The sequence below is a fragment of the Streptomyces sp. NPDC048419 genome (genome assembly GCF_043200415.1).
Taxonomy (GTDB): Bacteria; Actinomycetota; Actinomycetes; order Streptomycetales; family Streptomycetaceae; genus Streptomyces.
Genome location: NZ_JBICXT010000016.1, coordinates 122,070 through 145,940, shown reverse-complemented (window position 1 = coordinate 145,940; position 23,871 = coordinate 122,070). Strand labels below are relative to the sequence as shown.

Sequence of the window (23,871 nt, the reverse complement as noted above, 5' to 3'; positions counted from 1 at the left end):
CGGCCATCGGGAATGCCCCTCCCCGTCCCAGCTCGGCACCGAAGTGCTTGTATTGTGCACTTTCTCACGGGAGCGAGACGGCCCGATCCCGGTAACGTGCTGACCAGCTGACGTACCCACGGCTCAGGAGAAACAGCCCTTGTCCACCTCAACCACCCCCCAGGACAGCTACTTCGAGGCCATAGACGACCACCGCTACAAGCCGACGGCCCACGCGAGCGGTGCCTGGGACCCGGACGAGCAGCACTTCAGCCCGATGGGCGGACTGATCGTCCACGCCCTCGACCGCCATCGGGCCGCGGGCCCGGGCAACGGGCTGCTGCTCTCCCGGATCAGCTACGACATCCTCGGCCGTCTCGCCCTGGACGAGTGCGAGATCGAGGTGGAAACCGTCCGTCCCGGGCGCACCATCGAGCTCCTCGAAGCGGTCGTACGGATCGCCGGCCGCCCGGTCGTCCGGGCCCGCGCCTGGTACCTCGCCGCCCTGGACACCGCCGCGATCGCGGGCGGCCCCGACGACCGCCTCGCTCCTCCCGAGTCGCTGACCCGCTGGCGTATGTCCGACGCCTGGCCCGGCGGCTACATCGCCTCCGTGGACGTCCGCCCGGTCGGCCGGCCCCAGCCGGGCCGCACGACCGCCTGGATCTCCACGCCCCTGGCCCTGGTCGCCGGCGCCGCGATCAGCCCGCTCGCGTCCTATCTCGCCCTGGTCGACACCGCCAACGGCATCGCCGTACGCCAGTCGCCCACCGCGTGGATGTTCCCCAACGTAGACCTGACCGTCCACCTTCACCGCCAGCCGCGCGGCCCCTGGACGGGCCTGGACACCACCGTCACCTTCGGCCCCACCGGCCAGGGCCTGACCAGCACGATCCTCCACGACGTCCACGGCCCGGTCGGCACGGCCGAGCAGATCCTTACGGTCCGGCCGCAGCCGGGCGTCTGACGAGCTCTGGCCACTGCCGTTCGGCACCGCCGCGGCTCGTCCGCGGTGCAGCCCCTCCCCTTCCGGTGTGACAGCCCCTGCCCGAGACTTCTGGTTTGCTCCGGTTCGCCTGTGCCGTACAGGGAACTTGGCCATGAACCGACACCGGGACGGCCTGGAGGTGTGGTGTGGCGGTACGGCATCGCTTGATCAAGGCGAGTCCGCAGACCGTGTGGTCCGTACTCGCGGACGCCAGCCGGTATGCGGAGTGGGTGGTGGGCACGTCGGGTTCCGAGCCGGTGCGGGGCGAGTGGCCGCAGGTGGGCTCGGCGATCGGCTACACCGTCCCTCTTGGCCCGCTGCGGCTGACCAACGAGACAGTCGTCCGGCACTACGAAGAGGGCTCCGAGCTGGGGCTGGAGGCGCAAGCGGGTGCGCTGGGGACGGCCCGGATCGCGATCGAGCTCCGCCCCTGGGGAGAGCATTGCCTGGTCGTCGTCGACGAGCACCCGCTGCAGGGGGCGGGAGCGAGCCCGCTGCTCCACAACGTGGGCATGGAAGCGCTGATCCAGATACGGCATCGCGCGATGCTGGCCCGTCTCGCCCGCGTTTGCGAAGGGGAGCCCCGGGCCGAGCGGTCGGAGACCCCGCGCGGACGGCGCAGGGCGGCTCACGACATCGGCGGCGGTCATGCCTGACGCCGTGGTGATCGGAGCCGGCCCCAACGGGCTCGTGGCGGCCAACCTGCTGGCCGACGCGGGATGGAGCGTGGAGGTACTGGAGGAGCAGCCCGAGCCCGGTGGCGCGGTGCGTCACAACCGGGATGTCGACCCCGACTTCATCAGCGACCTCTTCAGCTCTTTCTATCCCCTCGCCGCCGCGTCGCCGGTGATGTCACGTCTCGGCCTCGAGCACCATGGTCTGCGGTGGAGCCACGCGCCCCATGTGCTGGCCCACCCGCTCACCGACGGCAGGTGCGCGGTCCTCGACCGGCGCATCGACGCCACCGCCGACTCTCTCGACGCCTTCCACCCGGGCGACGGGGACGCCTGGCGGCGCCTGCACGACATGTGGACACGTCTTGGCCCCGACATCCTGCACGCCTTGTTCACCCCCTTCCCCCCGCTGAGCGCCACGGCCCGTCTCGCCGTACGGCTGAAGGCGGCCGGCGGCCTGCGCATGGCCCGCACCCTGGTCATGCCGGTGCGCCGGCTGGGGGACGAGGAGTTCCGGGAAGAAGGCGGCAAACTGCTGCTGGCCGGGAACGCGCTGCATGCCGATCTCGCGCCGGAGGCCGCGGGCAGTGGCGGCTTCGGCTGGCTGATGTCCATGCTCGGACAGACCTACGGCTTTCCCGTCCCGGTCGGCGGCTCCGGCGCCCTCTCGCAGGCCCTCGTCCGCCGGTTGCGGACGCGAGGTGGCGTGCTCCGCTGCGGGCGGCGGGTGCGCCGCGTCGTCGTGCGCGACGGACGAGCCGTCGGTGTGCTCACCGCCGACGGCGAGATGGTGCCCGCACGGCGCGCCGTCCTGGCCGACGTCTCCGCACCGTTCCTGTACGGCGAACTCGTCGAGGAGGAACATCTTCCGGCCCAGGTGATGACCGACCTGAAGCGCTTCGAGTGGGACTTCGCCACGTTCAAGGTCGACTGGGCGTGCGACGGTCCCGTGCCCTGGCAGGCCGAGGCGGCGGCGCGGGCCGGAACCGTTCATCTGGCCGACGGCATGGACGAACTCACCCGGTTCGCGGCGCAGATCGCCATGGGCCGGGTGCCCGACCGCCCCTTCGTCCTGTTCGGGCAGATGACGACCGCCGACCCCTCGCGCTCGCCCAAGGGCACCGAGGCCGCCTGGGCGTACACCCACGTCCCGCACGTCATCAGGTCCGACGCGGGCGACGAGGGCCTGACGGGCACCTGGAGCACGAAGGAGCAGGAGATCATGGCGGACCGGATCGAGCGCCATGTCGAACGGTTCGCCCCCGGCTTCCGCTCCCTCGTGCGGGCCCGTCGAATCCTCGCCCCGCCCACGCTCCAGTCACTCGACGGCAACCTGCACGACGGCGCCATCAACGGCGGCACCTCGGCGCTGCACCAGCAGCTCGTCTTCCGCCCCGTGCCCGGCACCGGACGTCCCGAGACGCCCGTACGCGGTCTGTATCTCGCCTCCGCCTCCGCCCACCCGGGCGGTGGGGTGCACGGGGCCCCGGGGGCCAACGCCGCCCGCGCGGCCCTGCGTCCGCGGCTTGCCGGCCTCAGCCGCGTTCAACGCGTCCTGACCCACCGGGACCGCCTGGGCCGCAAACGATGACTCCCCCGCCGACGCCACCGCCGACCCGGCGGACCTCCAACTGGACCGGGCGGTCGAGCCGTTGCGCGGGGCCGGCCACCTCCGACTGCGCCGGCCGGGTGCCCGGGAAGTGCACCACCTGCCACAACCGTCACCGCCGCTGAGGCCTCCGCCGGCCGCAAAAGCCGCCCCTGCCCCGGCACCGCTAGGAATCGTCAGACACCTGCTAGGCCACCCCTAGGCCGACTCCCGCACCACCAACTCCGTAGCCAGCATCAACTGCTGCCGCTCCGCCCCCTGTTGAGTGATCTCGCTGAGGATCCGGACCATCGCCCGCCCCAGCTCCTCCACCGGCTGACGCACCGTCGTCAGGGGCGGGTGGGCGTAGCGGGCGAGTGAGTCCTCGAAGCCGATGACGGCGACGTCGCCGGGGACCTGCCGTTGCCGGCGGCGGAGTTCTTCCAGGGCGCCGAGGGCCATGAGGTCGGAGGCGGCGAAGACGGCGTCGAGGTCGGGGACGCGTTCAAGAAGCGAATGCATGGCCTCGCGGCCGCTCTCCCAGCTGAAGTCGCCCGTCCCGACCAGGAGTTGGCTTGCCGGAATGCCCGCTTCGTGGTGGGCGGTGCGCCAGCCTTCGAGGCGGCTGCGGCCGACGTCCATGTCCTGGGGGCCGGCGATCGTGGCGATCTTGGTGCGTCCGCTGCCGAGCAGGTGCCGGACCGCTGCCGCCGCCCCACCGGCGTTGTCGGCGTGGACGTAGCTCAGCCGTTCACCGATGTCGCGGCGGCCGGCCAGGACGGTGGGCAGACCCATGTCCTCCAGCATCGCGGGCAGCGGGTCGTCGGCATGGACGGAGACCAGCAGGACGCCGTCCACGCGGCGTGCCGCCACCGACTCGGTGAGCTGCTCGCGCTCGGCCTGGTCGCGGACGAGCATCAGCTGGAGCTGCGTCCGGTTGTCGGCGAGCGCTTCGCTGACGCCTCGGATCAGTGCGGCGAAGAACGGTTCCGAGCCGAGCCGGCTCGCGGATTCCGGGATGACCAGGGCCACCGCGTTGGTGCGGCTGGTGACGAGGCCGCGGGCGACGGTGTTGGGGACGTAGTTGAGTTCCTTGATCGCCGCCAGGACCCTGGCCCGTGCGTCGGCGCTGACCAGATCCGAGCCGTTGACGACCCGGGACACCGTCGTCCTGCCCACTCCCGCACGGGCGGCGACCGTCTTGATCGTCGGACGGCGATTCCCAGCCATGCACTCCCCTCCCGGCAGTCGCGGCGGTGCCCGCCGCGCTGGTGACCAGCACCGATTCTCGCAGACGCCGCGGTCGGCCGGGCCCCGCACCGGCCAAGAAAATGAACGCGAGGCAGGGGCCAATCTCGCCTCGTTGCTTTCAAGTCATTGACAGATCGGCTCGATGCCGTGAGTCTGCCATGCATCGGTGGGAACGTGCCCACCTTTCTTTTGGGTATGGATGGGCACGTTCCCACTACCCCACCAGAGCCGCACTCGTCGTCGTAAAACGTGTCATTCCGACGCGTCTGCGCCGCCGCCTAGGAGGAGATCCATGAGCAGTCCCGTTTCGTTCGGCAGAAAGAGGCTGGCGTCAGCGCTTGCGGCCGTCGGTGCGCTGGCACTCGTCGCCGGCTGCGGCAGCGGTGACGGCTCGGCCACGGGCGGTGGCAAGAAGGACGGCAAGACCGTCATCACCATGGGCATGTTCGGCGTGATGGGCTTCAAGGAGTCGGGCCTGCTCGAGCGGTACGAGAAGGAGCACCCCGACGTCCAGATCAAGGCCGAGATAGCCGGCGACGAGCAGACCTACTACACCGCGCTGCAGACCCATCTCGCCGCGGGCAACGGCCTCAAGGACATCCAGGGCATCGAGGTCGGCCGCGCCAAGGAGATCACCGAGACGCAGGCCGCCAACTTCGCCGACTTCTCCAAGACGCCGGGCACCGACCACTTCCTGCCCTGGAAGCAGTCCCAGATCACCACCAAGGACGGCAAGGTGCTGGGCCTGGGAACCGACGCCGGCCCGATGGCCGTGTGCTACCGCAAGGACTACTTCGCCAAGGCCGGCCTGCCCACCGACCGCGAGCAGGTCAGCAAGCTGTGGGCGGGCGACTGGAAGAAGTACGTCGAGGTCGGCCGCACCTTCAAGCAGGGCTTCAAGGGCGGCCACGTGTCGTACATGGACTCCTCCAGCGGCCTGTTCAACGCCATGGTCTACGGCTACCCCCAGCAGTACTACAACGAGAACGGCGACCTGATCTACGACAAGAACCCGGTCGTCAAGCAGGCCTGGAACCTCGCCGCGGACGCCGCCGACGACGGGCTGAGCGCGAAGCTGCGCCAGTTCCAGCCCGGTTGGGACCCGGGTCTGGCCAACGGCACCTTCGCCAGCGCGGTCTGCCCGGCCTGGATGCTGAGCCACATCAGCGAGAAGGCCGGTGACAAGAACAAGGGCAAGTGGGACGTCGCCAGGGCCCCCAAGGGCGCCAACTGGGGCGGCTCCTTCCTCGGCGTGACGGAGAAGAGTCCGGTGAAGGCCGAGGCGCAGAAGCTCGTCGCCTGGCTGACCGCGCCGGAGCAGCAGGCGTACATCTTCAAGAAGCTGGGCAACTTCCCCTCCTCCCGCCAGGCGCTCGAGCAGGCCGACGTCAAGAACGTCGCCTCGCCGTACTTCAGCAACGCGCCGATCGGCCAGATCTTCGGTGCCGCCGCGCAGGAGATCCCCGACAAGCAGGTCCTCGGCCGCAAGGACGGCACGATCAAGGACACCTTCACCCAGGGCCTGGCCCTGGTCGAGCAGGGCAAGTCGCGGGACGAGGCGTGGAAGACCACCGCTGAGCGCATCGACAAGGCAGTCGGCTGACCTAGGGCTTTCGACTCCCCGGGCGCGACCGCACCCTGCCGGGCGCGCCCGGGGCCCGGCTCAGACACCCGCTCTCAGGAAGGAACTCCGGTGGCCACCTCCACCACCAACGCCCTGGCCGGCGAGGAGCGTTCGGATCCGCCCACGAAGGCCCCCGACGGTAGGACGGGTGGGCGGCGCAGTGCGCTGCTGCACCGGCTCGACCTCAAGGGCGCACCGTACGCGTTCGTCGCGCCCTTCTTCGTGGTCTTCGCCGCGTTCAGCTTCTACCCCCTGATCTACACGGCCTGGATCTCCCTGCATCACGTGGAACTGGCCACCCTCAACTCCATGCAGTGGGTGGCGTTCGACAACTACGTCAACCTGTTCAAGGACTCACGGTTCTGGAACGCGCTGCAGAACACCATCACCATCGGCGTCATCTCCACGGTGCCGCAGCTGCTGATGGCGCTCGGCATGGCGCACCTGCTCAACTACCGCATGCGCGCCTCGCTGTTCTTCCGCGTCGCGTCGCTGGTGCCGTACGCCACCTCGGTAGGCGCGGCCGCCCTCGTGTTCACCATGCTCTTCGAGCGCGACTTCGGCATGATCAACTGGGTGCTGAGCTGGTTCGGCATCCACCCGCTGGACTGGGAGGCCGACAAGTGGCCTGCCCAGGTGGCCATTTCGACCATGGTGATCTGGCGCTGGACGGGCTACAACGCGCTGCTGTATCTGGCGGCCATGCAGGCCATCCCGGCCGAGCGGTACGAGGCGGCGTCCATCGACGGCGCCTCGCGGTGGAAGCAGTTCACCAACGTCACCGTGCCCGGGATCCGGTCCACGATCGTCTTCACCATCGTGCTCTCCACCATCGGCGCCACCCAGCTCTTCGGTGAGCCGCTGATCTTCGGCCAGGGGCCCAACGGGGTCACCGGCGGCGCGGACAACCAGTACCAGACGCTGGGTCTGCTCCTGTACGAGGAGGGCTGGAAGAACTACCAGATGGGCCGCGCGGCGACCGTCGCCTGGGCGATGTTCCTGCTGCTCATCCTCGTCTTCGTGGCGCAGCGCCTGATCAGCCGGCTGCGCTCCCGCACGCCCTGACCTGGAGCCGTCATGACCGTCAACTCTCTCCCGGTCCGCACGGACACCCCGGTCCGGACCCCCGCCCCGCAAGCCCCGCGCGCCCGCCGCCGGTTGCTGCGCGTACGCGCCGGCCGCCAGCACCACGCCGGCCCGCTCGCCTACGTCCTGCTCGCCCTCATGGCGATCGTGTCGATCTTCCCGCTGTACTGGACGATGGTGGCGGCCTCCACGGACAACACCCGGGTCAGCCAGACACCGCCGCCGTTCCTGCCCGGCCCCAACCTGTTCCACAACCTCGCCCGCGCATGGAGCGAGGCGGCCATGGGCAAGGCCATGATCAACAGCCTGATCGTGGCCGGGGTCATCGCCCTGTCCACGGTGCTGTTCGCGACGCTGGCGGGTTTCGCCTTCGCCAAGCTGAAGTTCAGGGGCCGCAACATCCTGCTCACGCTGGTGATCGGCACGATGATGGTGCCGCCCCAACTCGGCGTCGTACCACTGTTCATGATGATGTCCGAGCTCGGCTGGGCGCAGCAGCTGCCCGCCGTCATCTTCCCCACCCTGGTCAGCGCGGTCGGCGTGTTCTTCATGCGGCAGTACCTCGCCGAGGCCCTGCCGGACGAGCTCGTCGAGGCCGCCCGCGTGGACGGTGCGCACTCGCTGCGGATCTTCTGGAGCATCGTGCTCCCGGTCGCACGGCCCCCGATGGCCGTCCTGTTCATGATCACGTTCGTGCACGCGTGGAACGACTTCTTCTGGCCCTTCGTGGTGCTCGACATGACGAACCCGACCGTCCCGGTCGCGCTCACCCAGCTCAGCGCCGGCTACGTCCGCGACCAGTCCCTGATCATGGCGGGCGCGCTGCTCGGCACCCTGCCGCTGCTGGCGATGTTCGTCGTCTTCGGCCGCCAGATCGTGAGCGGGATCATGGCCGGCGCGGTCAAGGGCTGACGTCGACAGACCCTCGGCCGGCCCTTCACTCCGGACCGGCGCCGTCCGGCCACCGGACCACCTCCCTTCCCGTATCTCCTCGCACCCCGCGACACACCCACCCCCTGAGAGGATCCACGTGGTCACCGCAGCACGACAAGGCGGACCTGCCCCGGACGCGGCACGCATCTTCCCCGACGGCTTCCTTTGGGGATCCGCGACCGCCTCGTACCAGATCGAGGGCGCAACCGCCGAAGATGGCCGCACCCCCTCCATCTGGGACACCTACGCCCGCACCCCCGGCCGCGTCCGCAACGGCGACACCGGCGACATCGCCACCGATCACTACCACCGCTGGCGCGAGGACGTCGCGCTGCTGGCCGAACTCGGCCTCGGCGCCTACCGGTTCTCGCTCGCCTGGCCCCGCATCCAGCCCACCGGCCGCGGCCCGGCGGTCCAGAAGGGCCTGGACTTCTACCGCCGTCTCGTCGACGCCCTGCTGGCCAAGGGCATCACGCCCGTGGCCACGCTCTACCACTGGGACCTGCCGCAGGAGTTGGAGGACGCGGGGGGCTGGCCCGAACGCGTCACGGCCGAGCGGTTCGCCGAGTACGCGGCCATCGCGGCGGACGCCCTCGGCGACCGCGTGAAGACCTGGACCACGCTCAACGAGCCATGGTGCAGCGCCTTCCTCGGCTACGGCTCCGGTGTCCACGCCCCCGGCCGCACCGACCCGGTCGCCGCCCTGCGCGCCGCCCACCACCTCAACCTCGGGCACGGGCTGGCCGTCCAGGCACTGCGCGACGTGCTTCCCGCGAACGCCCAGTGCTCGGTGACGCTCAACTTCCACGAGGTCCGCCCGCTCACCGGCAGCGACGCCGACACCGACGCGGCCCGCCGGATCGACGCCCTCGCCAACCGGGTCTTCACCGGCCCGATGCTGCGGGGCGAGTACCCGGAGGATCTGCTCAAGGACACGGTGGCACTGACCGACTGGTCCTTCGTGCAGGACGGCGACCTGGAGCGGATCCACCAGCCGCTGGACTTCCTCGGCATCAACTACTACACGCCCACCCTGGTGTCGGAGGCCGACGGCAGCGGCACGCACAACTCGGACGGACACGGCAGGAGCACCCACAGCCCCTGGCCCGGCGCGGACCTGGTCGCCTTCCACCAACCCCCCGGCGACACCACCGCCATGGGCTGGGCCGTCGACCCCACGGGCCTGTACGACCTGTTGCGCCGGCTGGCCTCCGACTTCCCGGACCTGCCGCTGGTGATCACCGAGAACGGGGCGGCGTTCGACGACTATGCCGACCCTTCCGGCCAGGTCAACGACCCCGACCGGATCGCCTACGTACGCGGTCACCTGGCCGCCGTGCACCAGGCCGTCAAGGACGGCGCGGACGTGCGCGGCTACTTCCTGTGGTCGCTGCTGGACAACTTCGAGTGGGGCTACGGCTACAGCAAGCGCTTCGGCGCCGTCTACGTCGACTATCCGACAGGCACGCGCATACCGAAGGCCAGCGCCCGCTGGTACTCCCAGGTGGCGCGCACCGGCGTCCTGCCCGGCGCCTGACCGGCCCCGGGGCGGCACCATCCTGCCCGCCCCGCACGGTGCCGCCACCGCGGAGCCTGCCCCCGCGTCCCGCTGCTCTGCGGGCCGGGGGCAGGCTCAACTCGCTCTACCGGCGGGGACATTGGGCATCACTGGTCCGTGACGAGGACGGCCTTCCCGGTGATCTCCCGGCGTTCGAGCGCGGCATGGACCTCCGCCGCCTGCATCAGCGGGTGGACGGAACCGATCCGCGGCGCGATCTCGCCACGCGCGGCCATGCCGAGCAGCCGCTCCAGTCCCGCTCGATACCAAGCATGATCCCCCTTGATCTCGGACGGCACCCTGCTCAGCGCGGTGCGCCGACCGGGCCGTAGATTCATCAGCTTCACGCGCGTCGCACCCCGTACGGTGTCGGCGACCATGTGTCCGCGACGGCCCGCGAACACGTAGCTGACCAGGACTCCCCCGGGCGCCAGGACGCGGTACGCCTTGGGCAGACCGGCACCGCCTATGTGGTCGAACACCGCGTGCACGCCGCCGGGTTCACGCTCGCGCAGGACCGTTTCCAAGTCCTGCCGGCGGTGGTCGATGAAGGTCACGCCGTGCTGGGCGAGCAGTTCGTCACCGCCCGGCGCCGAGGCCATGCCGTACATGCGCAGTCCGCGCAGGGCACCGAGGCGGCTGAGCGCCTGGCCGACGCCTCCACTCGCGCCCTGGATGAGCACCGTTCCCCCGGCCTCGCGGCGGCCGTGGGTCTCCATCCTCGGCACCCTGCTGGTCTGCGAGAGTGGCGCCAAACCCCAGCCGACTGGCGGACCGCCTGGTCACGGCGGGACTCGTACGCCGCGAGGAGAGCAGCCGCGACCGACGCCACGTGGAGCTGTCCCTCACCCCCGCAGGCCACGAGACGGCACGCTCGGTGGCCGAGGTCGAGGCCGAACTCCACAGCCGTATCGCCGCGGCGGCCACCGGCCAGGGCCTCGACGCCGTGCTCGGCTTCCTGCGCCCGCTGGTTGCGGGGCGGAGCGCGGGTGAGGCGGAGGCGCTGCGGGCCGGCCGGGCGACCGGGACGACGGGAGCGGCGTAGGACCTGTCCGGGCGGGTCGGCCACGGGACCGGCACGGCGGCGAGGACGCGGTGCCCCTGTCGGCCGCAGCACACTGTCAGTGATCGCGTCCGCACCCCACACTGTTGCAGTGGGCGGTCCGTGGCGGCGGGCCTCCGGAGTCGTGGAAAGGATCTCACCGTGGGAGAACACGCGAGGAACTACGAGCGCAGCCTGGCGGATCCGGACGGCTACTGGCTCCGGACGGCCGAGCTGATCGACTGGGACGTCAAGCCGTCCCGCGCGCTCGACGAGACACAGGCCCCCTTCTACACGTGGTTCCCCGACGGCCGGCTGAACACCTGCGCCAACGCGCTCGACCGGCACGTCGACCGCGGCTTCGGCGAGCGCACGGCACTGATCTGGGACTCGGCGATGGTGCCCGCGAAGAGGTCGTTCACCTACCGCGAACTGCGCGACGAAGTGGCCCGTGTGGCAGGCGCGTTGGTCGCGCTGGGAGTCGGCAAGGGCGATCGCGTCATCGTCTACATGCCGATGATTCCCGAGGCCGTGATGACGATGCTCGCCTGCGCCCGCATCGGCGCCGTGCACTCGGTGGTGTTCGGCGGGTTCGCGCCGAAGGAGCTGGCGGCACGTATCCAGGACGCGCGGCCCAAGGTCGTCGTGGCGGCGTCGTGCGGGATCGAGCCCACGCGTGTCGTGTCGTACCAGCCGATCCTCGACGAGGCGCTGGCGATGGGCGACCACCGCCCGGACCACACGCTGATGCTGCAACGCGATGCGCAGCGGGCGGAGTTGGGGCCCGGCTACCTCGACTGGGACGACGTGGTTCCGACCGCCGCCCCGGCGGAGCCGGTACCGGTCGCGGCCAACGACCCGCTCTACATCCTCTACACCTCCGGTACGACCGGGAAGCCCAAGGGGGTCCTGCGGGACACCGGCGGCCACGCCGTCGCGCTGGCCTGGTCGATGGGCGCGATCTACGACGTGCACGCCGGCGACGTCTTCTGGACCATCTCCGACGTCGGCTGGGTCGTCGGCCACAGTTACATCGTGTACGCCCCGCTGCTGGTCGGCGCCACCACGGTCGTCTACGAGGGCAAGCCGGTCGGCACGCCGGACGCGGGCGCGTTCTGGCGGATCGTCCAGGAGTACGGGGTCAAGACGATCTTCACGGCGCCGACCGCGATCCGGGCGATCAAGAAGGTCGACCCGAAGGCCGCCGAGGTCGCCGCGTACGACATCTCGTCCCTGGCCGCACTGTTCCTCGCGGGCGAACGGCTGGACCCGGAGACCCTCCAGTGGGCCTCGGAAGCCCTGGGTGTGCCGGTCACCGACCACTGGTGGCAGACCGAGACGGGCTGGCCGATCGCGGCGAACCCGCGCGGACTGGAGCCGATGCCGGTCAAGCCGGGGTCCGCCACCATGCCCGTCCCGGGGTGGGACGTACGCGTGGTCGACGCCGAGGGCCGGCAGCGCGAGCCGGGTCACGAGGGCGAGATCGTCATCAAACTGCCCTTGCCGCCCGGCGCGTTGACGACCTTGTGGGGCGACGACGACAGGTTCGTGGACTCCTACCTCAGCCGCTATCCCGGCTACTACCACACCGGCGACTCCGGATACATCGACGACGACGGCTACCTGTTCGTCATGGGGCGCACCGACGACGTGATCAACGTGGCCGGGCACCGGCTGTCCACCGGCTCGATCGAAGCGGCCCTCGCCACCCATCCCGCGGTGGCGGAGTGCGCGGTGATCGGCATCCCCGACCCCTTGAAGGGTCAAGTCCCCTTCGGCCTGGTCGTCCTCAAGGCCGGCGCCGCACCGGACCAGGACGACCTGCGGGCCGAACTGATCGCGGCCGTACGCCGCGACGTCGGCCCGGTGGCGGCCTTCCGCGACGTCGCGATCGTGCCCGCCCTGCCGAAGACCCGCTCGGGCAAGATCCTGCGCAGGACGATGAGGGGAATCGCCGACGGCCGCGACGAGCCCGTACCCCCGACGATCGAGGACGCCTCGGTACTCGACGCCCTGACACCCATCCTGCGGGACCGGCCCTGACCACGCTCCGCGGCGCGGTCAGGTGTCCGTCGGCCGGACCGCTTCGAGCTCGTCCACGCTGCCGGACATGATGATGCGCATGTGGCGGGTGAGGTGTTCGAGGGGCCAGTCCCACCAGGCCAGCGCGAGCAGGCGGGCGATGTCCGCCTCCGGGTGGCGGGTGCGGATCAGCCGTGCCGGATTGCCGCCGACGATGCCGTAGTCGGGGACGTCGTCGGTGACGACGGCCCCGGAGGCGACGATCGCGCCGTGCCCGATCCTGACGCCGGGCATGACCATCACCCCGTGGCCGAACCACACGTCATGGCCCACGACGGTGTCACCGCGGCCCGGGAGTCCGCTGATCAGGTCGAAGTGATCGGCCCAGGTGCCGCCCATGATGGGGAACGGAAAGGTCGAGGGGCCGTCCATGCGGTGGTTCGCCCCGTTCATGATGAACCGCACGCCGGTGGCCAGGGCGCAGAACTTCCCGATGATCAGCTTCTCGGGGCCGTAGTGATACAGCACGTTGCGCTCTTCGAAGGCTGCCGGGTCGTCCGGGTCGTCGTAGTACGAGTACTCGCCCACCTCGATCAGAGGGGACTTCACCAGCGGTTTGAGGAGCACCACACGCGGCTGGTCCGGCATGGGGTGAAGCACTGACCCATCGGGGATCTCGGAGACCACGCCGGCATCACTCCCATTGCTCCACAGATCTTCGCATCGGTCCGGGGATCCATCATCGACTACGGGCGTGCGACGTCAAGATCGGCTCAAGGAGTCGTCGCGGCGTACTGGTCGCCTCCGCCACGCGATGACGCCCGGAGCCCGGCGCCGGTTCGAACCCGGGGCCGGGTTCGTGGAGGATCTCCGGGACCGGAACCACCAGCCCGCAGTCCTCGCAGCGGCCCTCGTGATCGAGGAGACCTCCGTCGCGTTCGTGACGGAACGAACGCTTCGCCCCGGCCGGGGAGTAGTGCGCGTCCCCCCAGTTCATCAGGGTGCGCACGACGGGCCACAGCTCGATGCCCTTGGCGGTCAGCCGGTATTCGACCCCTCCGCCCGCCTCGTCGTCACGGCTGAGGACGCCTTCCTGTACGAGGGTCTTCAGCCGGCTGGTCAGGACGGCGCGCGGGATCTTGAGCCGAGTGGCGAAGTCCCCGAACCGGCGCACCCCGAAGAACGCGTCGCGGACGATCAGGAGCGTCCACCGCTCCCCCACCACTTCCAGCGTGCGCACCAGCGAGCAATTGCGGTCCGCGTAGGTGCTGGGGAGTGTCATGCGCCCCATCCTACCCTCTCCGGTTCGGTCATTGAACTGACTGTGCTACGGTCCTCACCATCGACAGTTCAGTGACTGAACCGACCACGCGCCCTACCGAGCCCGCCTGCGAGCCCCCGGAGGCCACCGCCATGTACCAGTTCCTCGTCTGCCGGAATGAGGTCTACGCGGACGTCGACGCCTTCTACACGCACGCCAACGGTGCTTGCTTCGCCGCCGTCTTCGCCGAGGCGAGCGCCTACGCCGAAGGCCCGACCTGGCTCATGCGCGGAAACGTCGTCGGCGACAACGCCGCCGCCACCACCCCGTGAACGGAGATCACCCATGTCATCGGTACTCATCACCGGAGCATCCAAAGGCATCGGCAAAGCCATGGCCCTCGAACTGTCCGACCGGGGCCACCGGGTCGTCGCCACTGCCCGCCGCCCGGAAACCCTGGCCGGCCTCCCCGTCGACCAGCGCCTGCGCCTCGACGTCACCGATCAGGAGACCGTCGACCAGGCCGTCAAGGACGCCGGTGACATCGACGTACTGATCAGCAACGCAGGCGAAACCGTCCGCGCACCCCTGGAGAGCGTCCCGCTCGCCGAGGTCGAACGGCTCTTCCAGATCAACACCCTGGGCGCGCTGCGCGTGGCGCAGGGCGTGCTCCCGGCCATGCGCGAACGAGGCGCCGGCCGCCTGATCTTCGTCTCCAGCATCCAGGGGCGCCTGGTGCTGCCGATCATCGGACCGTACGGCGCCAGCAAATGGGCACTTGAGGCACTCGCCGAGACCCTCGCCATCGAGACGCGCCGCTTCGGCATCAAGGTGAGCGTCGTACAACCCGGCGCCGTCTCCTCGGGTGGCGCCGAACGCGCCAGGTCGTTTTTCAAGGAGAACGACCCCTACGCCCCGCTGTACGAACAACTCCCCCTGCTGCGCGGCGAGTTCGTCACGCCGGAGGACGTCGCCGCCGCGTTGGCCGACACGATCGAACAAGCCGAGCCGCCGCTGCGCGTACCGGTCGGCGCACCTGCCGAACGAGCCCTGCGGTCCCGCAAAGAGGCTCCGGAGAACGAGCCTTTCCTGACGACCGAGATCAATTGGTAGCCCAGCCATGCCCGAGAACAGTCAGCCCCTCAGCGCGGGCGTCATGACAAGCCGCCCCGACGCTCCGCACCCCACCGCCACCGCAATGAGCGCGAGCGCGCCGAAGGACGCCCCCTCCCGCCCCTGGCCCGGCGTCCTCACCGTATGCCTCGGCGTGATGATGGCGTTCGTCAACGTCTCCTCCACCATCTCCGCCCTCGCCGCCATCCAGCAGGATCTACGTCCGACGACGAGCACCCTGGTCTGGGTGACGAGCGCGTACTCCCTGGTCGTCGTCAGCCTGGTGATGTCCGCCGGAACGCTCGCCGACCTGGTCGGCCGCCGCACGGTGTTCCTCGGCGGAGCCGTGGTGTTCACGGCCGGCAGCGTGCTGGCCTTCACGTCCGACAGCGCGAGCCTGCTGATCACGGCACAGGCGGTGATGGGCATCGGCGGCGCGGCGGTGCTGCCGGCCAGCCTGTCGATCGTCAGTCACTCGTTCACCGATCCGCACGAGCGCACCCGGGCGATCAGCGTGTGGGCCAGCTGTTCCGGGCTCGGCCTGGCCGTCGGACCGATCGGCGCCGGCCTGCTCATGGGCGGCTTCTCCTGGCACGCGGTCTATCTGCTCAACGTCGTCATCGGCGGCGTGGCCGTAGTCCTGACACCGCTGCTGGTGACCGAGTCCAAGCATCCGACCCGCCGACTCGACCTGCTCGGCGTCCCGTTGTGCACCGTGGCGATCGCATCGGCGACGTACGCGATCATCGAGGGCGGCTCAGCCGGCTACACGTCCGGCCGGATCGTCGTGGCGTACGCCGTCTTCGCCGTCACGCTGGTGCTGTTCCTGGCGACGGAGGCCCGTCATCGCGACCCGATGCTGGATCTGCGGCTGTTCCGCAGCCGGTCGTACTCCACGGTGATGGGCGTCGCGACGGCGACCATGTTCGGCTTCGTCGGCACCGCCCTGCTCACCGTGCTGTACATGCAGCGCGTACAACACGTGTCCGCGCTGACCACCGGCCTGCGGCTGCTCGCGATGTTCGCGACCTACATCGTGGTCAGCGCGTTCGCCGGGCCGCTCGTCAAGAAGATCGGATTCGCCCTCACCCTGACAGCGGGCCTCGTCGTCATGGGCGCCGGAGCGCTCGCGCTGCTGGCCACCGGCCCCTTCACCGGCTACGGCGCGGTGTGGCCGGGCCTGTTCGTCGCGGGCATCGGATCGGCGCTGCTGACGGCACCGTCCACGGCCGCCGCGGTCAACAGCGTCCCCCGGCAGCAGGCGGGCATGGCCAGCTCCTCGGTCAACATGTTCCGCCAGCTCGGTGCGGTCCTCGGCCCCAGCGTGCTGGGCACCATCGTCACCACCCGCTTCCCGCACTACCTGGAGGATCGCCTGACCTCCGCAGGCGTCCCCGCCCCGACCGCCGCGCACATCACGGAAGCGGCGACCCACGGCGGGAAGCAGGCTCAGTCGCCACTCGCCCACACGATCGCGGACTCCGCAGCACGCGCCTTCACGGACGCCGTCCACCTCGGACTGCTGATCGGCGGCATCGCACTGCTCGTCATGGCGATCCCCACGGCCCTCTTCGTACGCCACCGGAACGGGCCGACCGGCTAGGGGGTGTCTGACGCTCTGGTGGGCCGGTACGTCATGAGTGCTTCGGCTGCCGCACCCACCCCAGCGACCGCTCGACGGCCAGCTTCCAGCTTTCGTACTCCCAGTCCCGTCGTTCGGGTTCCATGTCCGGCAGCCACTGGGCGGCGCGGTGCCAGTTGCGGCGCAGGACCTCCAGGTCGGGCCAGTAGCCGGCCGCCAGTCCGGCCGCGTAGGCGGCGCCCAGGGACACCGTCTCGGCGACCAGGGGCCGTACGACGGGAACGTCGAGCACGTCCGCGAGGATCTGCATGAGCAGGTGGTCGGAGGTCATGCCGCCGTCGACCTTGAGTTGTTTCAGGGCGAGCCCGGCGTCGGCGTTCATGGCGTCGACGACCTCGCGGGTCTGCCAGCCGGTGGCCTCCAGCACGGCTCGGGCCAGGTGCCCCTTGGTGATGTACGAGGTGAGGCCGACGATGACGCCGCGGGCGTCGCTGCGCCAGTGGGGTGCGAACAGCCCGGAGAACGCGGGGACGATGTAGCAGCCGCCGTTGTCCTCGACGGTGCGTGCGAGCGTCTCGATCTCGGGTGCGCTGTGGATCAGGCCCAGCCGGTCGCGGAACCACTGGACCAGCGAGCCCGTGACGGCCATCGGGCCTTCCAGCGCGTAGACCGTGGGCTGGTCCGCGATCTTGTAGGCGACCGTGGTGAGCAGTCCGTGCTGGGAGCGCACGAGGTCGGTTCCGGTGTTCATCACCAGGAAACTGCCGGTCCCGTACGTGCACTTGGCCTCGCCCGGCGAGAAGCAGGTCTGCCCGAACAGGGCCGCCTGCTGGTCACCGAGGGCGGCCGTGATGGGCACACCAGGGAGCAGCGCACCGGCCTCGCCGTACCTCTCCGCGGAGGAGCGGATCTCCGGCAGCATCGAGCGCGGTACGCCGAAGAAGTCCAGCAGCGCTTCGTCCCAGGTCAGCGTGCGGATGTCCATGAGCATGGTGCGGCTTGCGTTGGTGGCGTCGGTGATGTGCACGCCGCCGTCCGGGCCCCCGGTGAGGTTCCAGATCAGCCAGCTCTCCATGGTGCCGAACAGCACCTCGCCGTCCCGGGCACGCTGCTCCAGCCCGTCGACATGGTCGAACAGCCAGCGGATGCGGGGTGCGGAGAAGTAGGTCGAAGGAGGCAGGCAGCACCGTTCGAGGAAGTACTCGTCTCCCGGCTGCACCCGTAGTTCGTCGACGAGGGGGGCGGTGCGGGTGTCCTGCCAGACGATCGCCTTGACCAGCGGGACTCCCGTCCGCCGGTCCCAGAGCACGGTCGTCTCGCGCTGGTTGGCGATCCCCATGGCCGAGATCTGTGACGCGTCGATCTGGGCGTTCGACAGTGCCTCGGGTACGACGCGCTGGAGGTTGCGCCAGATCTCGACGGCGTCGTGCTCGACCCAGCCCGGCCGGGGGAAGAACTGCTGGTGCTCCCGCTGGGCGACCGACACCATCCGCCCACCGTGGTCGAACAGGATGCATCGCGTGGAGGTGGTGCCCTGATCGATGGACATCACATACCGCTCAACCATGATCGGCCCTGCCTTCCGATGGGTCGCGGAGCTGCTGGGGGCTGGGGGCCTACCAGCGGGCCGCACCCAGGTCTCTGGAGATCGCGCGTGCCGCCTCCCGGAGCACGGTGATCAGGGCCGGCAGCGGCCGGCCTTTGGTGTCGCAGATCCGTTCCACCGCGCCGGACACTCCGAGCGCGCCCACCACCAGACCGCCCTGCCCTCGGATCGGCGCCGCGATGCCGGCTTCGCCCATGCTCATCTCCTGCACCTCGGCGCCCCAGCCGAGATCCCGTATCTCGGCCAGCGCCCGGTTGAGCACCTCCGGGTGGACCAGGGTGTGCCGGGTGTACGCCTCCGGTGCGGCTTCCAGGACGGCGTCGACGGGCGTGACCCCGTAGGCCAGGAGCACCTTGCCGAGCGAGGAGGCGTGCAACGGCAGCAGCGCTCCGACGTCCAGGGTCTGCAGGGTGTCGTCCGGCCGGAAGACATGGTGGATGACGAGCACCTTGCCCTCCAGGGGCGTGCCCAGGCGTACGGCCTCCCCGCTGCGGGCGGCCAGTGCGTCGGCCCAGTTGATGGAGCGCGAACGCAGTTCGTTCACGTCGAGGTAGCTGGTGCCGAGGTGCAGCAGAGCCGCCCCCAGCTGGTACTTCCCGGTCTCCGGGTCCTGCTCCACGAAGTCCACGTGTTGCAGGGTGCGCAGAATTCCGTGTGCGGTGCCCTTGGCCAGGCCGAGTGACGACGCCACCTCGCCAAGCCCCATCCGACGGGATCCGCCCGCGAGCAGGCGCAGAATCGCCGCGGCTCGTTCGATGGACTGGACCGGTCCGGCCATGAGGCGATGGTAGTCCGGGTCCTCACCATTTGGGACTGCCGTTCGGTAATGCCGACCGGGATTCGTTGACCGGTCGCATTTCCCTCCCTAGCGTGCCATCACGCCCGGCCCACGGCTCTCAGCGCATCCCCGAGGAGTAGACATGACGACAGCGCAGCTCACCGCCGCGCCTCGCGGGGAAGCCGAACACGTCTTCACGCTCCCGCACGACCCGGGGGCCGTCTCGGCCGTACGCCGACGCATACGTACGGTCCTCACCGACTGGCACCTGGACGCGGGTGGTGCGGAAGACGTACTGCTAGTGGTCTCGGAGCTGCTCACCAACGCGATCGTGCACGCCCTGCCCCCGGCGACCCTCAGACTCTCGCGCACCGAGCTGGACGACTGCGGAGCCGTCCGCGTCGAAGTGACCGACATGGGGCCCGTGACCCCGGCGGAGTTGTCCTCGTGCGCCCTCGACCCGGACGAGCGGGGCCGCGGCCTCGACATCGTCACCGCGCTGGCGACCCGCTGCGGTGTGGAAGTGCAGTCCGGCGAGACCAGCCGATGGGCCGAGCTGCAGGTCGGCCAGGTCGTCCGGAAATGAGAAAAGGGCCCTCCCAGGCTCTCGCCTGCGAAGACCCTTCGCACCGTCGGGACGACAGGATTTGAACCTGCGACCCCTTGACCCCCAGTCAAGTGCGCTACCAAGCTGCGCCACGTCCCGGTGCCTGTCTGACCTGGGGTTTCCCCGGGCCGGACGTGCACAGAAACCATACCGCACTCGGGTCGGTGGTCGTGAATTGCTTTTCGGGCGCGACGCCCCGTGCGAGCGGTCAGGCCGTCGGTTCCGCGCAGGGCTGTTCCCGCAGCGGACCGGGTGCCGAGATCCGCTTCGGAGCGTCGGCGCGGATCAGGTTGCGGATCGCCGGGACCGCGAGGAGGGCGACCGGGACGGCCAAACTCATCGCTCCGGAGACGAGGAGGACGTGGCCGGCGCCCAGGGCGGTGGCGGCGGGACCTGCCAGGGCCTGGCCGACCGGCATCATCGCCAGGGAGCCCGCGACGTCGTAGGCGTGGATGCGGTTGAGGACGTCCGGCTGGACCTGGGTCTGGACGCTGGTGGCCCACATGACGCCCCAGAAGGACATTCCTGCTCCGGCGACGGCTGCTCCGGCGGCCATGAGCGGTACGCCCAGGCCCGCCCCGACCGCCGCCGGGAAGCCCGCGAAGGCGAAGAGGGACATCGCGCCTGCGCGGAGCATGCGGCGGGGGCGCAGGCGCAGGGCGAGGAGGCCGCCGACCACGGTGCCGGCGCCGAGGGCCGAGTTGACCAGGCCGTAGGCGCGGGGGCCGTGCTGCTGGACCACCTCCGTGGCCACCAGCGGGACCGTCGGTCCCCATACGGCGATCATGTACACGCACCAGACGGCTATGACGCCCCAGAGCCAGGTGCGGGACCGGAATTCGCGCCAGCCTTCGACCAGGTCGGCGCGGAAGGCGCCGGAGCCGCCGTGGGACGCCGGGCCGGTGCCCGGGGCGAGCGGGGGCAGCCGGAGCAGCAGAAGACACAGGGCACTGATCGCGTAGGTGGCGGCGTGGGCTGCGAAGACGCCACCCGGTGAGGCGAAGCCGACCAGGAGGCCCGCGGTGGCGGGACCGGCGAGCTGGGCGGCTGATTCGGCGATGCGTATGGCGCCGTTCGCACCCTGGACGTCGGAGGCGAGCCGGGGCACCGTGCTGGCGACGCCGGGCTGGAAGACGGCGCCCGCGACGCCGTTGGCGAAGCCGATGGCGCAGATCTGCCAGAGGACGACGTGGCCGGAGTAGAAGAGCGCCGCGGCGACGGACTGGGTGCCGAGGCGCACCAGGTCGGCGCCGATCATCAGTCTGCGGGTGCTGAAGCGGTCGGCGATGACGCCGCCGAAGACGACCAGGCCGGCGAAGGCGGCGGCCGTCGCGGCCATGGCCAGGCCGACCGCGCCCGCCCCGTATCCGTGCTGGAGCAGGCCCGCGGCGAGGGCGACGGGGAGCATCGTGTCGCCGAGCCGGGCGACCGCGCGGGCGACGAAGAACAGGCCGAAGTCGCGGGACCACACCGGGCGTTCCTTCGTCAGCTGCCCCGCCTCGGCGTCGGCAACGATGTCACGGCTGTCATGATCTGCGCCCACCCCGTAGCTCCCCTCCCCGCCCGATGCCCGCGGGACTCCTCCACCCCGGCTCCCGCTCCCGTCCCGGAGCATGCCACGCGGAACCGACAACGCTCGAAGCCTTTTTATTCCCGCGGAATCCCCAACTCCGGGTAGACGTCGAGCAGTCGGGGCGGGGCCGCCTGGCGCCACGAGTCGGCGAGGATGTCGCGCAGTTCGGCCTCGTCCTCGATGGCGTAGAGGTGGGCCCTCACCCAGGCGAACATCGCCTCGTGGTCGGCGATCCAGAACTTCTTCGGTTCGGCCCGCACCAGTTCGTCGCGCTCCTCCTTGGGGCAGCGCACGGCGATGGAGGTCTCGTTCTCGGGCAGCGTGGCGAACATCTTGCCCGCGACCCGGAACGTGGGCATGCTCCAGGCGATCTTCTCCGTCGTGTCCGGCAGGGAGAGGCAGATACGGCGTACGTCTTCGGCGTCCGGCATGTCCAGCACCGTAGCCTCTGGCACTGACAATCACCTGGTGAGAGCGGCAGGGATCAGTTTCTTGAAGTAGATCGACGTCGGGCGCAGGACGCCGTCCGGGGCGGCCGCGTAGTCCGGTATCGCGCCGATCCGGGTCCAGCCGGCCGCGTCGTAGAGGCGTTCGGCGGGGCTGCCGGTCTCGGTGTCCAGGTGCAGGAGCGTGATGCCGGCCGTGGCCGCCGCCTCCTCGGCCGTGGTCAGGAGGCGGCGGCCGAGACCTCGGCCCCGGGCGTCCCGGTGCACCATCAGTTTGACGAGTTCGGCGCGGTGGCGGCTGTTGGGTTTGTCGGGGAAGGCGAGGGTGACGGTGCCCAGCACCCGGCCCCCGTCCTGTGCCGCCCATACGGCGAGCCGCCCTGCGGCGACGCCCGTCGCGCGCTCCTTCCACCAGGCACGGGCCTCCGCCCGGTCGAGCGGGGCGAGGAAGCCGATCGAGGCGCCGCTCTCCACGGTGTCGACGAGCAGGTCCGCCAACTGCTCCACGCGCGCGTGCAGTTCACCGGTGTCCAGCCGGTGCACGAGCAGGTCCACGCTCACGGCAGCACCACCGCCAGCGCGTAGCGCACGTCCTCGTCTCCCGCGCACCGGAACCGCGTCGGCCCCCACACCCGCAGCCGCAGGCAGTCGCCGGTGACGAGGTGGTGCTCCACGTCCTGTGCCGTCACCTCGAGCGCTCCTTCCAGGACCCAGATGTGCTGCTCGAGGCCGGGTACGGGTGGCCGGTCGTAGGCGATGTCGGCGCCCGCGGCGAGCCGTCCCTCGACGAGTTCGCCGCGCAGTCCGGCGTGCGGGGGCGAGACGGACCGCCGTACGAAACCGGAGGTCTTGTCCTGCCACACCTGCTGTTCGGCGGAGCGCACCAGTTGGGCCGGCTCCGCCTCGACCTCGCTGAGCAGTTGGGACATGGTGCGTCCGTGGACGCCGCACAGGCGGTTCAGGAGGGAGGCGGTCGGGCTGATCTCCGCGCGCTCGGCGCGGGAGAGCGTCGAGCGGCTGACGCCGCTGCGCTCCGCCAACTCGCCCAGGGACCAGCCCCGTTCGGCCCGCAGCTCGGCCAGGCGGGCGCCGAGCCGGGCGTCGACGGGGTCCGGCCCGGACTCGGCAACGTCCTGTTTCATATTCGGGATGCTATCCCAGATCAGAGACAGACGTCATGTGTCCGGTGCGTCGCCGTACCGCTTCAGGGACGAGGTCCTACGCCCGCGCCGCCTCGCCCAGTGCCTCCAACACGGGCCGGATCAGCGGATGCGTCTCCGCTCCCCGCCGTACCGCCGCGAACACGCGGCGCGTGGGCGCCACCCCGTCCACCGGCCGTACGACCACGCCGGTCAGGTCCATCCCCCGCAGCGCGGAGCGCGGGACCAGCGCCACGCCCGCATCCGCCGAGGCCAGGGCCACCACCGCGCGGAAGTCGTCCGAGGAGTGCTCCAGGCGGGGCTGGAAACCGGCGGCCTCGCAGGCCAGCACCATCACCTCGTGGCAGGGGTTGCCGGGGTAGGGGCCGATCCACGGGTCCTTGGCCAGTTCGGCGAGCGGCACCTCGACGGAGTCGGCCAGGCGGTGGGTGACCGGGACGACAGCGTCGAAGGGCTCGGCGTACAGCGACACGTGGGTCAGGCGGGGGTCGTCGGCCGGCGGCGCGCCGCGGTACTCGACGGCGACCGCGACGTCGACCTGCCGGTCCAGGACCATCGGGAGGCTGGCGTCGCCCTCGGCGTCCTGGACGCGGATGCGGATGCCGGGCGCCGACTCGGCGAGGTGGGCCACCGCGGGGGCGACGACCTGTGCGATGCCGGTCGCGAAGGAGGCGACGGTGACCGTGCCGGCGGCGCCCGAGCCGTACGCGGCGAGCTCCGCCTCGGCCCGCTCCAGCTGGGCGAGGACGGCGTTGGTGTGGCTGAGCAGGATCTCGCCGGCCGGTGTCAGCCGTACGCCCTTGGCGCCGCGCTCGACCAGACGGTGGCCCGTCTCCTGCTCCAGTGCCGTCAGCTGCTGGGAGACGGCGGAGGGCGTGAGGTACAGCGCGGCGGCAGCCGCCGTCACGGTGCGGTGGTCGGCCACCGCACGGAGGATGTGCAGCCGCCGCGCTTCGATCATGGGACCGATTATCGCAAGTCGCGCGAGGAAATCGGCCCT

Annotated in this window: 24 protein-coding genes and 1 tRNA gene; 13 read left to right on the top strand and 12 right to left on the bottom strand. The window is 70.6% G+C overall.

Translation table 11 applies throughout. The features are described 5' to 3' along the window. Window positions 1–139: 139 nt before the first annotated feature. The 3 genes from ACGFYN_RS30055 to ACGFYN_RS30045 all read left to right on the top strand — a co-directional run bounded on the left by ACGFYN_RS30055 (window position 140) and on the right by ACGFYN_RS30045 (window position 3,232). Window positions 140–946 carry a thioesterase family protein gene (locus ACGFYN_RS30055; protein ID WP_393869026.1) on the top strand — a complete coding sequence of 269 codons (807 nt, stop codon included), beginning with the start codon at window positions 140–142 and terminating at the stop codon, window positions 944–946. 167 nt (window positions 947–1,113) lie between these two features. After that, window positions 1,114–1,623, top strand: a complete 510-nt coding sequence (locus ACGFYN_RS30050) for an SRPBCC family protein (protein ID WP_393869025.1) — start codon at window positions 1,114–1,116, stop codon at window positions 1,621–1,623. Then, window positions 1,616–3,232, top strand: coding sequence for a phytoene desaturase family protein (locus ACGFYN_RS30045; RefSeq protein ID WP_393869024.1), 1,617 nt, complete (start codon window positions 1,616–1,618; stop codon window positions 3,230–3,232). The genes ACGFYN_RS30050 and ACGFYN_RS30045 overlap by 8 nt, the downstream gene beginning before the upstream one ends. 216 nt (window positions 3,233–3,448) lie before the next feature. Here the strand turns inward: ACGFYN_RS30045 and ACGFYN_RS30040 are convergent, their stop codons facing one another. Beyond that, window positions 3,449–4,459: a LacI family DNA-binding transcriptional regulator gene (locus tag ACGFYN_RS30040; protein WP_393869023.1), complete on the bottom strand. Its 1,011-nt coding sequence runs from the start codon at window positions 4,457–4,459 to the stop codon at window positions 3,449–3,451. 313 nt (window positions 4,460–4,772) lie between these two features. On the opposite strand from ACGFYN_RS30040, the gene ACGFYN_RS30035 reads away from it, so the two are divergent. From ACGFYN_RS30035 to ACGFYN_RS30020, 4 genes are all read left to right on the top strand, one after another. Then, complete coding sequence (locus ACGFYN_RS30035; protein ID WP_393869022.1) at window positions 4,773–6,083, top strand: ABC transporter substrate-binding protein; 1,311 nt, start codon at window positions 4,773–4,775, stop codon at window positions 6,081–6,083. Window positions 6,084–6,173: 90 nt separating this feature from the next. Continuing rightward, window positions 6,174–7,169 carry a carbohydrate ABC transporter permease gene (locus tag ACGFYN_RS30030; RefSeq protein WP_393869021.1) on the top strand — a complete coding sequence of 332 codons (996 nt, stop codon included), beginning with the start codon at window positions 6,174–6,176 and terminating at the stop codon, window positions 7,167–7,169. A gap of 12 nt (window positions 7,170–7,181) precedes the next feature. Beyond that, a complete protein-coding gene (locus ACGFYN_RS30025) occupies window positions 7,182–8,102 on the top strand; it encodes a carbohydrate ABC transporter permease (RefSeq protein ID WP_393869020.1) in 921 nt (306 codons plus the stop codon). A 118-nt stretch (window positions 8,103–8,220) separates the two neighbouring features. After that, window positions 8,221–9,660 (top strand): GH1 family beta-glucosidase, encoded by a 1,440-nt coding sequence (locus ACGFYN_RS30020; protein WP_393869019.1) that lies wholly within the window; start codon window positions 8,221–8,223, stop codon window positions 9,658–9,660. Between the two features lie 128 nt (window positions 9,661–9,788). On the opposite strand, the gene ACGFYN_RS30015 is transcribed toward ACGFYN_RS30020, so the two are convergent. After that, window positions 9,789–10,400, bottom strand: coding sequence for a zinc-binding dehydrogenase (locus ACGFYN_RS30015; protein WP_393869018.1), 612 nt, complete (start codon window positions 10,398–10,400; stop codon window positions 9,789–9,791). 26 nt (window positions 10,401–10,426) lie between these two features. On the opposite strand from ACGFYN_RS30015, the gene ACGFYN_RS30010 reads away from it, so the two are divergent. Further along, a complete protein-coding gene (locus tag ACGFYN_RS30010) occupies window positions 10,427–10,726 on the top strand; it encodes a hypothetical protein (RefSeq protein WP_393869017.1) in 300 nt (99 codons plus the stop codon). Between the two features lie 159 nt (window positions 10,727–10,885). After that, entirely contained in the window at window positions 10,886–12,766 is a 1,881-nt protein-coding gene (locus tag ACGFYN_RS30005) for a propionyl-CoA synthetase (protein WP_393869016.1), read from the top strand. An 18-nt stretch (window positions 12,767–12,784) separates the two neighbouring features. Here the strand turns inward: ACGFYN_RS30005 and ACGFYN_RS30000 are convergent, their stop codons facing one another. Then, a complete protein-coding gene (locus tag ACGFYN_RS30000; protein WP_393869015.1) occupies window positions 12,785–13,393 on the bottom strand; it encodes a CatB-related O-acetyltransferase in 609 nt (202 codons plus the stop codon). Between the two features lie 91 nt (window positions 13,394–13,484). Next, entirely contained in the window at window positions 13,485–14,027 is a 543-nt protein-coding gene (locus ACGFYN_RS29995) for a winged helix-turn-helix transcriptional regulator (RefSeq protein ID WP_393869014.1), read from the bottom strand. A 71-nt stretch (window positions 14,028–14,098) separates the two neighbouring features. Here ACGFYN_RS29995 and ACGFYN_RS29990 point away from each other — a divergent pair, with 71 nt between their 5' ends. Genes ACGFYN_RS29990 through ACGFYN_RS29980 form a run of 3 tightly spaced genes read left to right on the top strand, consistent with a single transcriptional unit; the run spans window position 14,099 to window position 16,722 of the window. Then, window positions 14,099–14,338: a hypothetical protein gene (locus tag ACGFYN_RS29990; protein ID WP_393869013.1), complete on the top strand. Its 240-nt coding sequence runs from the start codon at window positions 14,099–14,101 to the stop codon at window positions 14,336–14,338. Window positions 14,339–14,351: 13 nt separating this feature from the next. Beyond that, complete coding sequence (locus ACGFYN_RS29985; RefSeq protein ID WP_393869012.1) at window positions 14,352–15,119, top strand: SDR family oxidoreductase; 768 nt, start codon at window positions 14,352–14,354, stop codon at window positions 15,117–15,119. 43 nt (window positions 15,120–15,162) lie between these two features. After that, window positions 15,163–16,722, top strand: coding sequence for an MFS transporter (locus ACGFYN_RS29980; RefSeq protein ID WP_393869011.1), 1,560 nt, complete (start codon window positions 15,163–15,165; stop codon window positions 16,720–16,722). A gap of 31 nt (window positions 16,723–16,753) precedes the next feature. Here the strand turns inward: ACGFYN_RS29980 and glpK are convergent, their stop codons facing one another. Both glpK and ACGFYN_RS29970 read right to left on the bottom strand, forming a co-directional pair. Continuing rightward, the gene (glpK, locus tag ACGFYN_RS29975; RefSeq protein ID WP_393869010.1) at window positions 16,754–18,268 is read right to left on the bottom strand and encodes a glycerol kinase GlpK; all 1,515 of its coding nucleotides are present in this window, start codon (window positions 18,266–18,268) and stop codon (window positions 16,754–16,756) included. Between the two features lie 49 nt (window positions 18,269–18,317). Next, the gene (locus ACGFYN_RS29970) at window positions 18,318–19,085 is read right to left on the bottom strand and encodes an IclR family transcriptional regulator (protein ID WP_393869009.1); all 768 of its coding nucleotides are present in this window, start codon (window positions 19,083–19,085) and stop codon (window positions 18,318–18,320) included. A gap of 142 nt (window positions 19,086–19,227) precedes the next feature. Here ACGFYN_RS29970 and ACGFYN_RS29965 point away from each other — a divergent pair, with 142 nt between their 5' ends. Further along, on the top strand, window positions 19,228–19,671 hold the full coding sequence (locus ACGFYN_RS29965) for an ATP-binding protein (protein WP_393869008.1): 444 nt from the start codon (window positions 19,228–19,230) through the stop codon (window positions 19,669–19,671). A gap of 46 nt (window positions 19,672–19,717) precedes the next feature. Here the strand turns inward: ACGFYN_RS29965 and ACGFYN_RS29960 are convergent. The 6 genes from ACGFYN_RS29960 to ACGFYN_RS29935 all read right to left on the bottom strand — a co-directional run bounded on the left by ACGFYN_RS29960 (window position 19,718) and on the right by ACGFYN_RS29935 (window position 23,832). Further along, window positions 19,718–19,791 (bottom strand) — tRNA-Pro (locus ACGFYN_RS29960). A 109-nt stretch (window positions 19,792–19,900) separates the two neighbouring features. Then, a complete protein-coding gene (locus ACGFYN_RS29955) occupies window positions 19,901–21,235 on the bottom strand; it encodes an MFS transporter (RefSeq protein WP_393869007.1) in 1,335 nt (444 codons plus the stop codon). Between the two features lie 104 nt (window positions 21,236–21,339). Beyond that, window positions 21,340–21,696 carry an MmcQ/YjbR family DNA-binding protein gene (locus ACGFYN_RS29950; RefSeq protein WP_393869006.1) on the bottom strand — a complete coding sequence of 119 codons (357 nt, stop codon included), beginning with the start codon at window positions 21,694–21,696 and terminating at the stop codon, window positions 21,340–21,342. A gap of 30 nt (window positions 21,697–21,726) precedes the next feature. After that, on the bottom strand, window positions 21,727–22,260 hold the full coding sequence (locus ACGFYN_RS29945; protein ID WP_393869094.1) for a GNAT family N-acetyltransferase: 534 nt from the start codon (window positions 22,258–22,260) through the stop codon (window positions 21,727–21,729). Between the two features lie 8 nt (window positions 22,261–22,268). Continuing rightward, window positions 22,269–22,853 (bottom strand): helix-turn-helix domain-containing protein, encoded by a 585-nt coding sequence (locus ACGFYN_RS29940; protein WP_393869005.1) that lies wholly within the window; start codon window positions 22,851–22,853, stop codon window positions 22,269–22,271. A gap of 76 nt (window positions 22,854–22,929) precedes the next feature. Next, window positions 22,930–23,832: a LysR family transcriptional regulator gene (locus tag ACGFYN_RS29935; protein WP_393869004.1), complete on the bottom strand. Its 903-nt coding sequence runs from the start codon at window positions 23,830–23,832 to the stop codon at window positions 22,930–22,932. Between the last annotated feature and the right edge of the window lie 39 nt (window positions 23,833–23,871).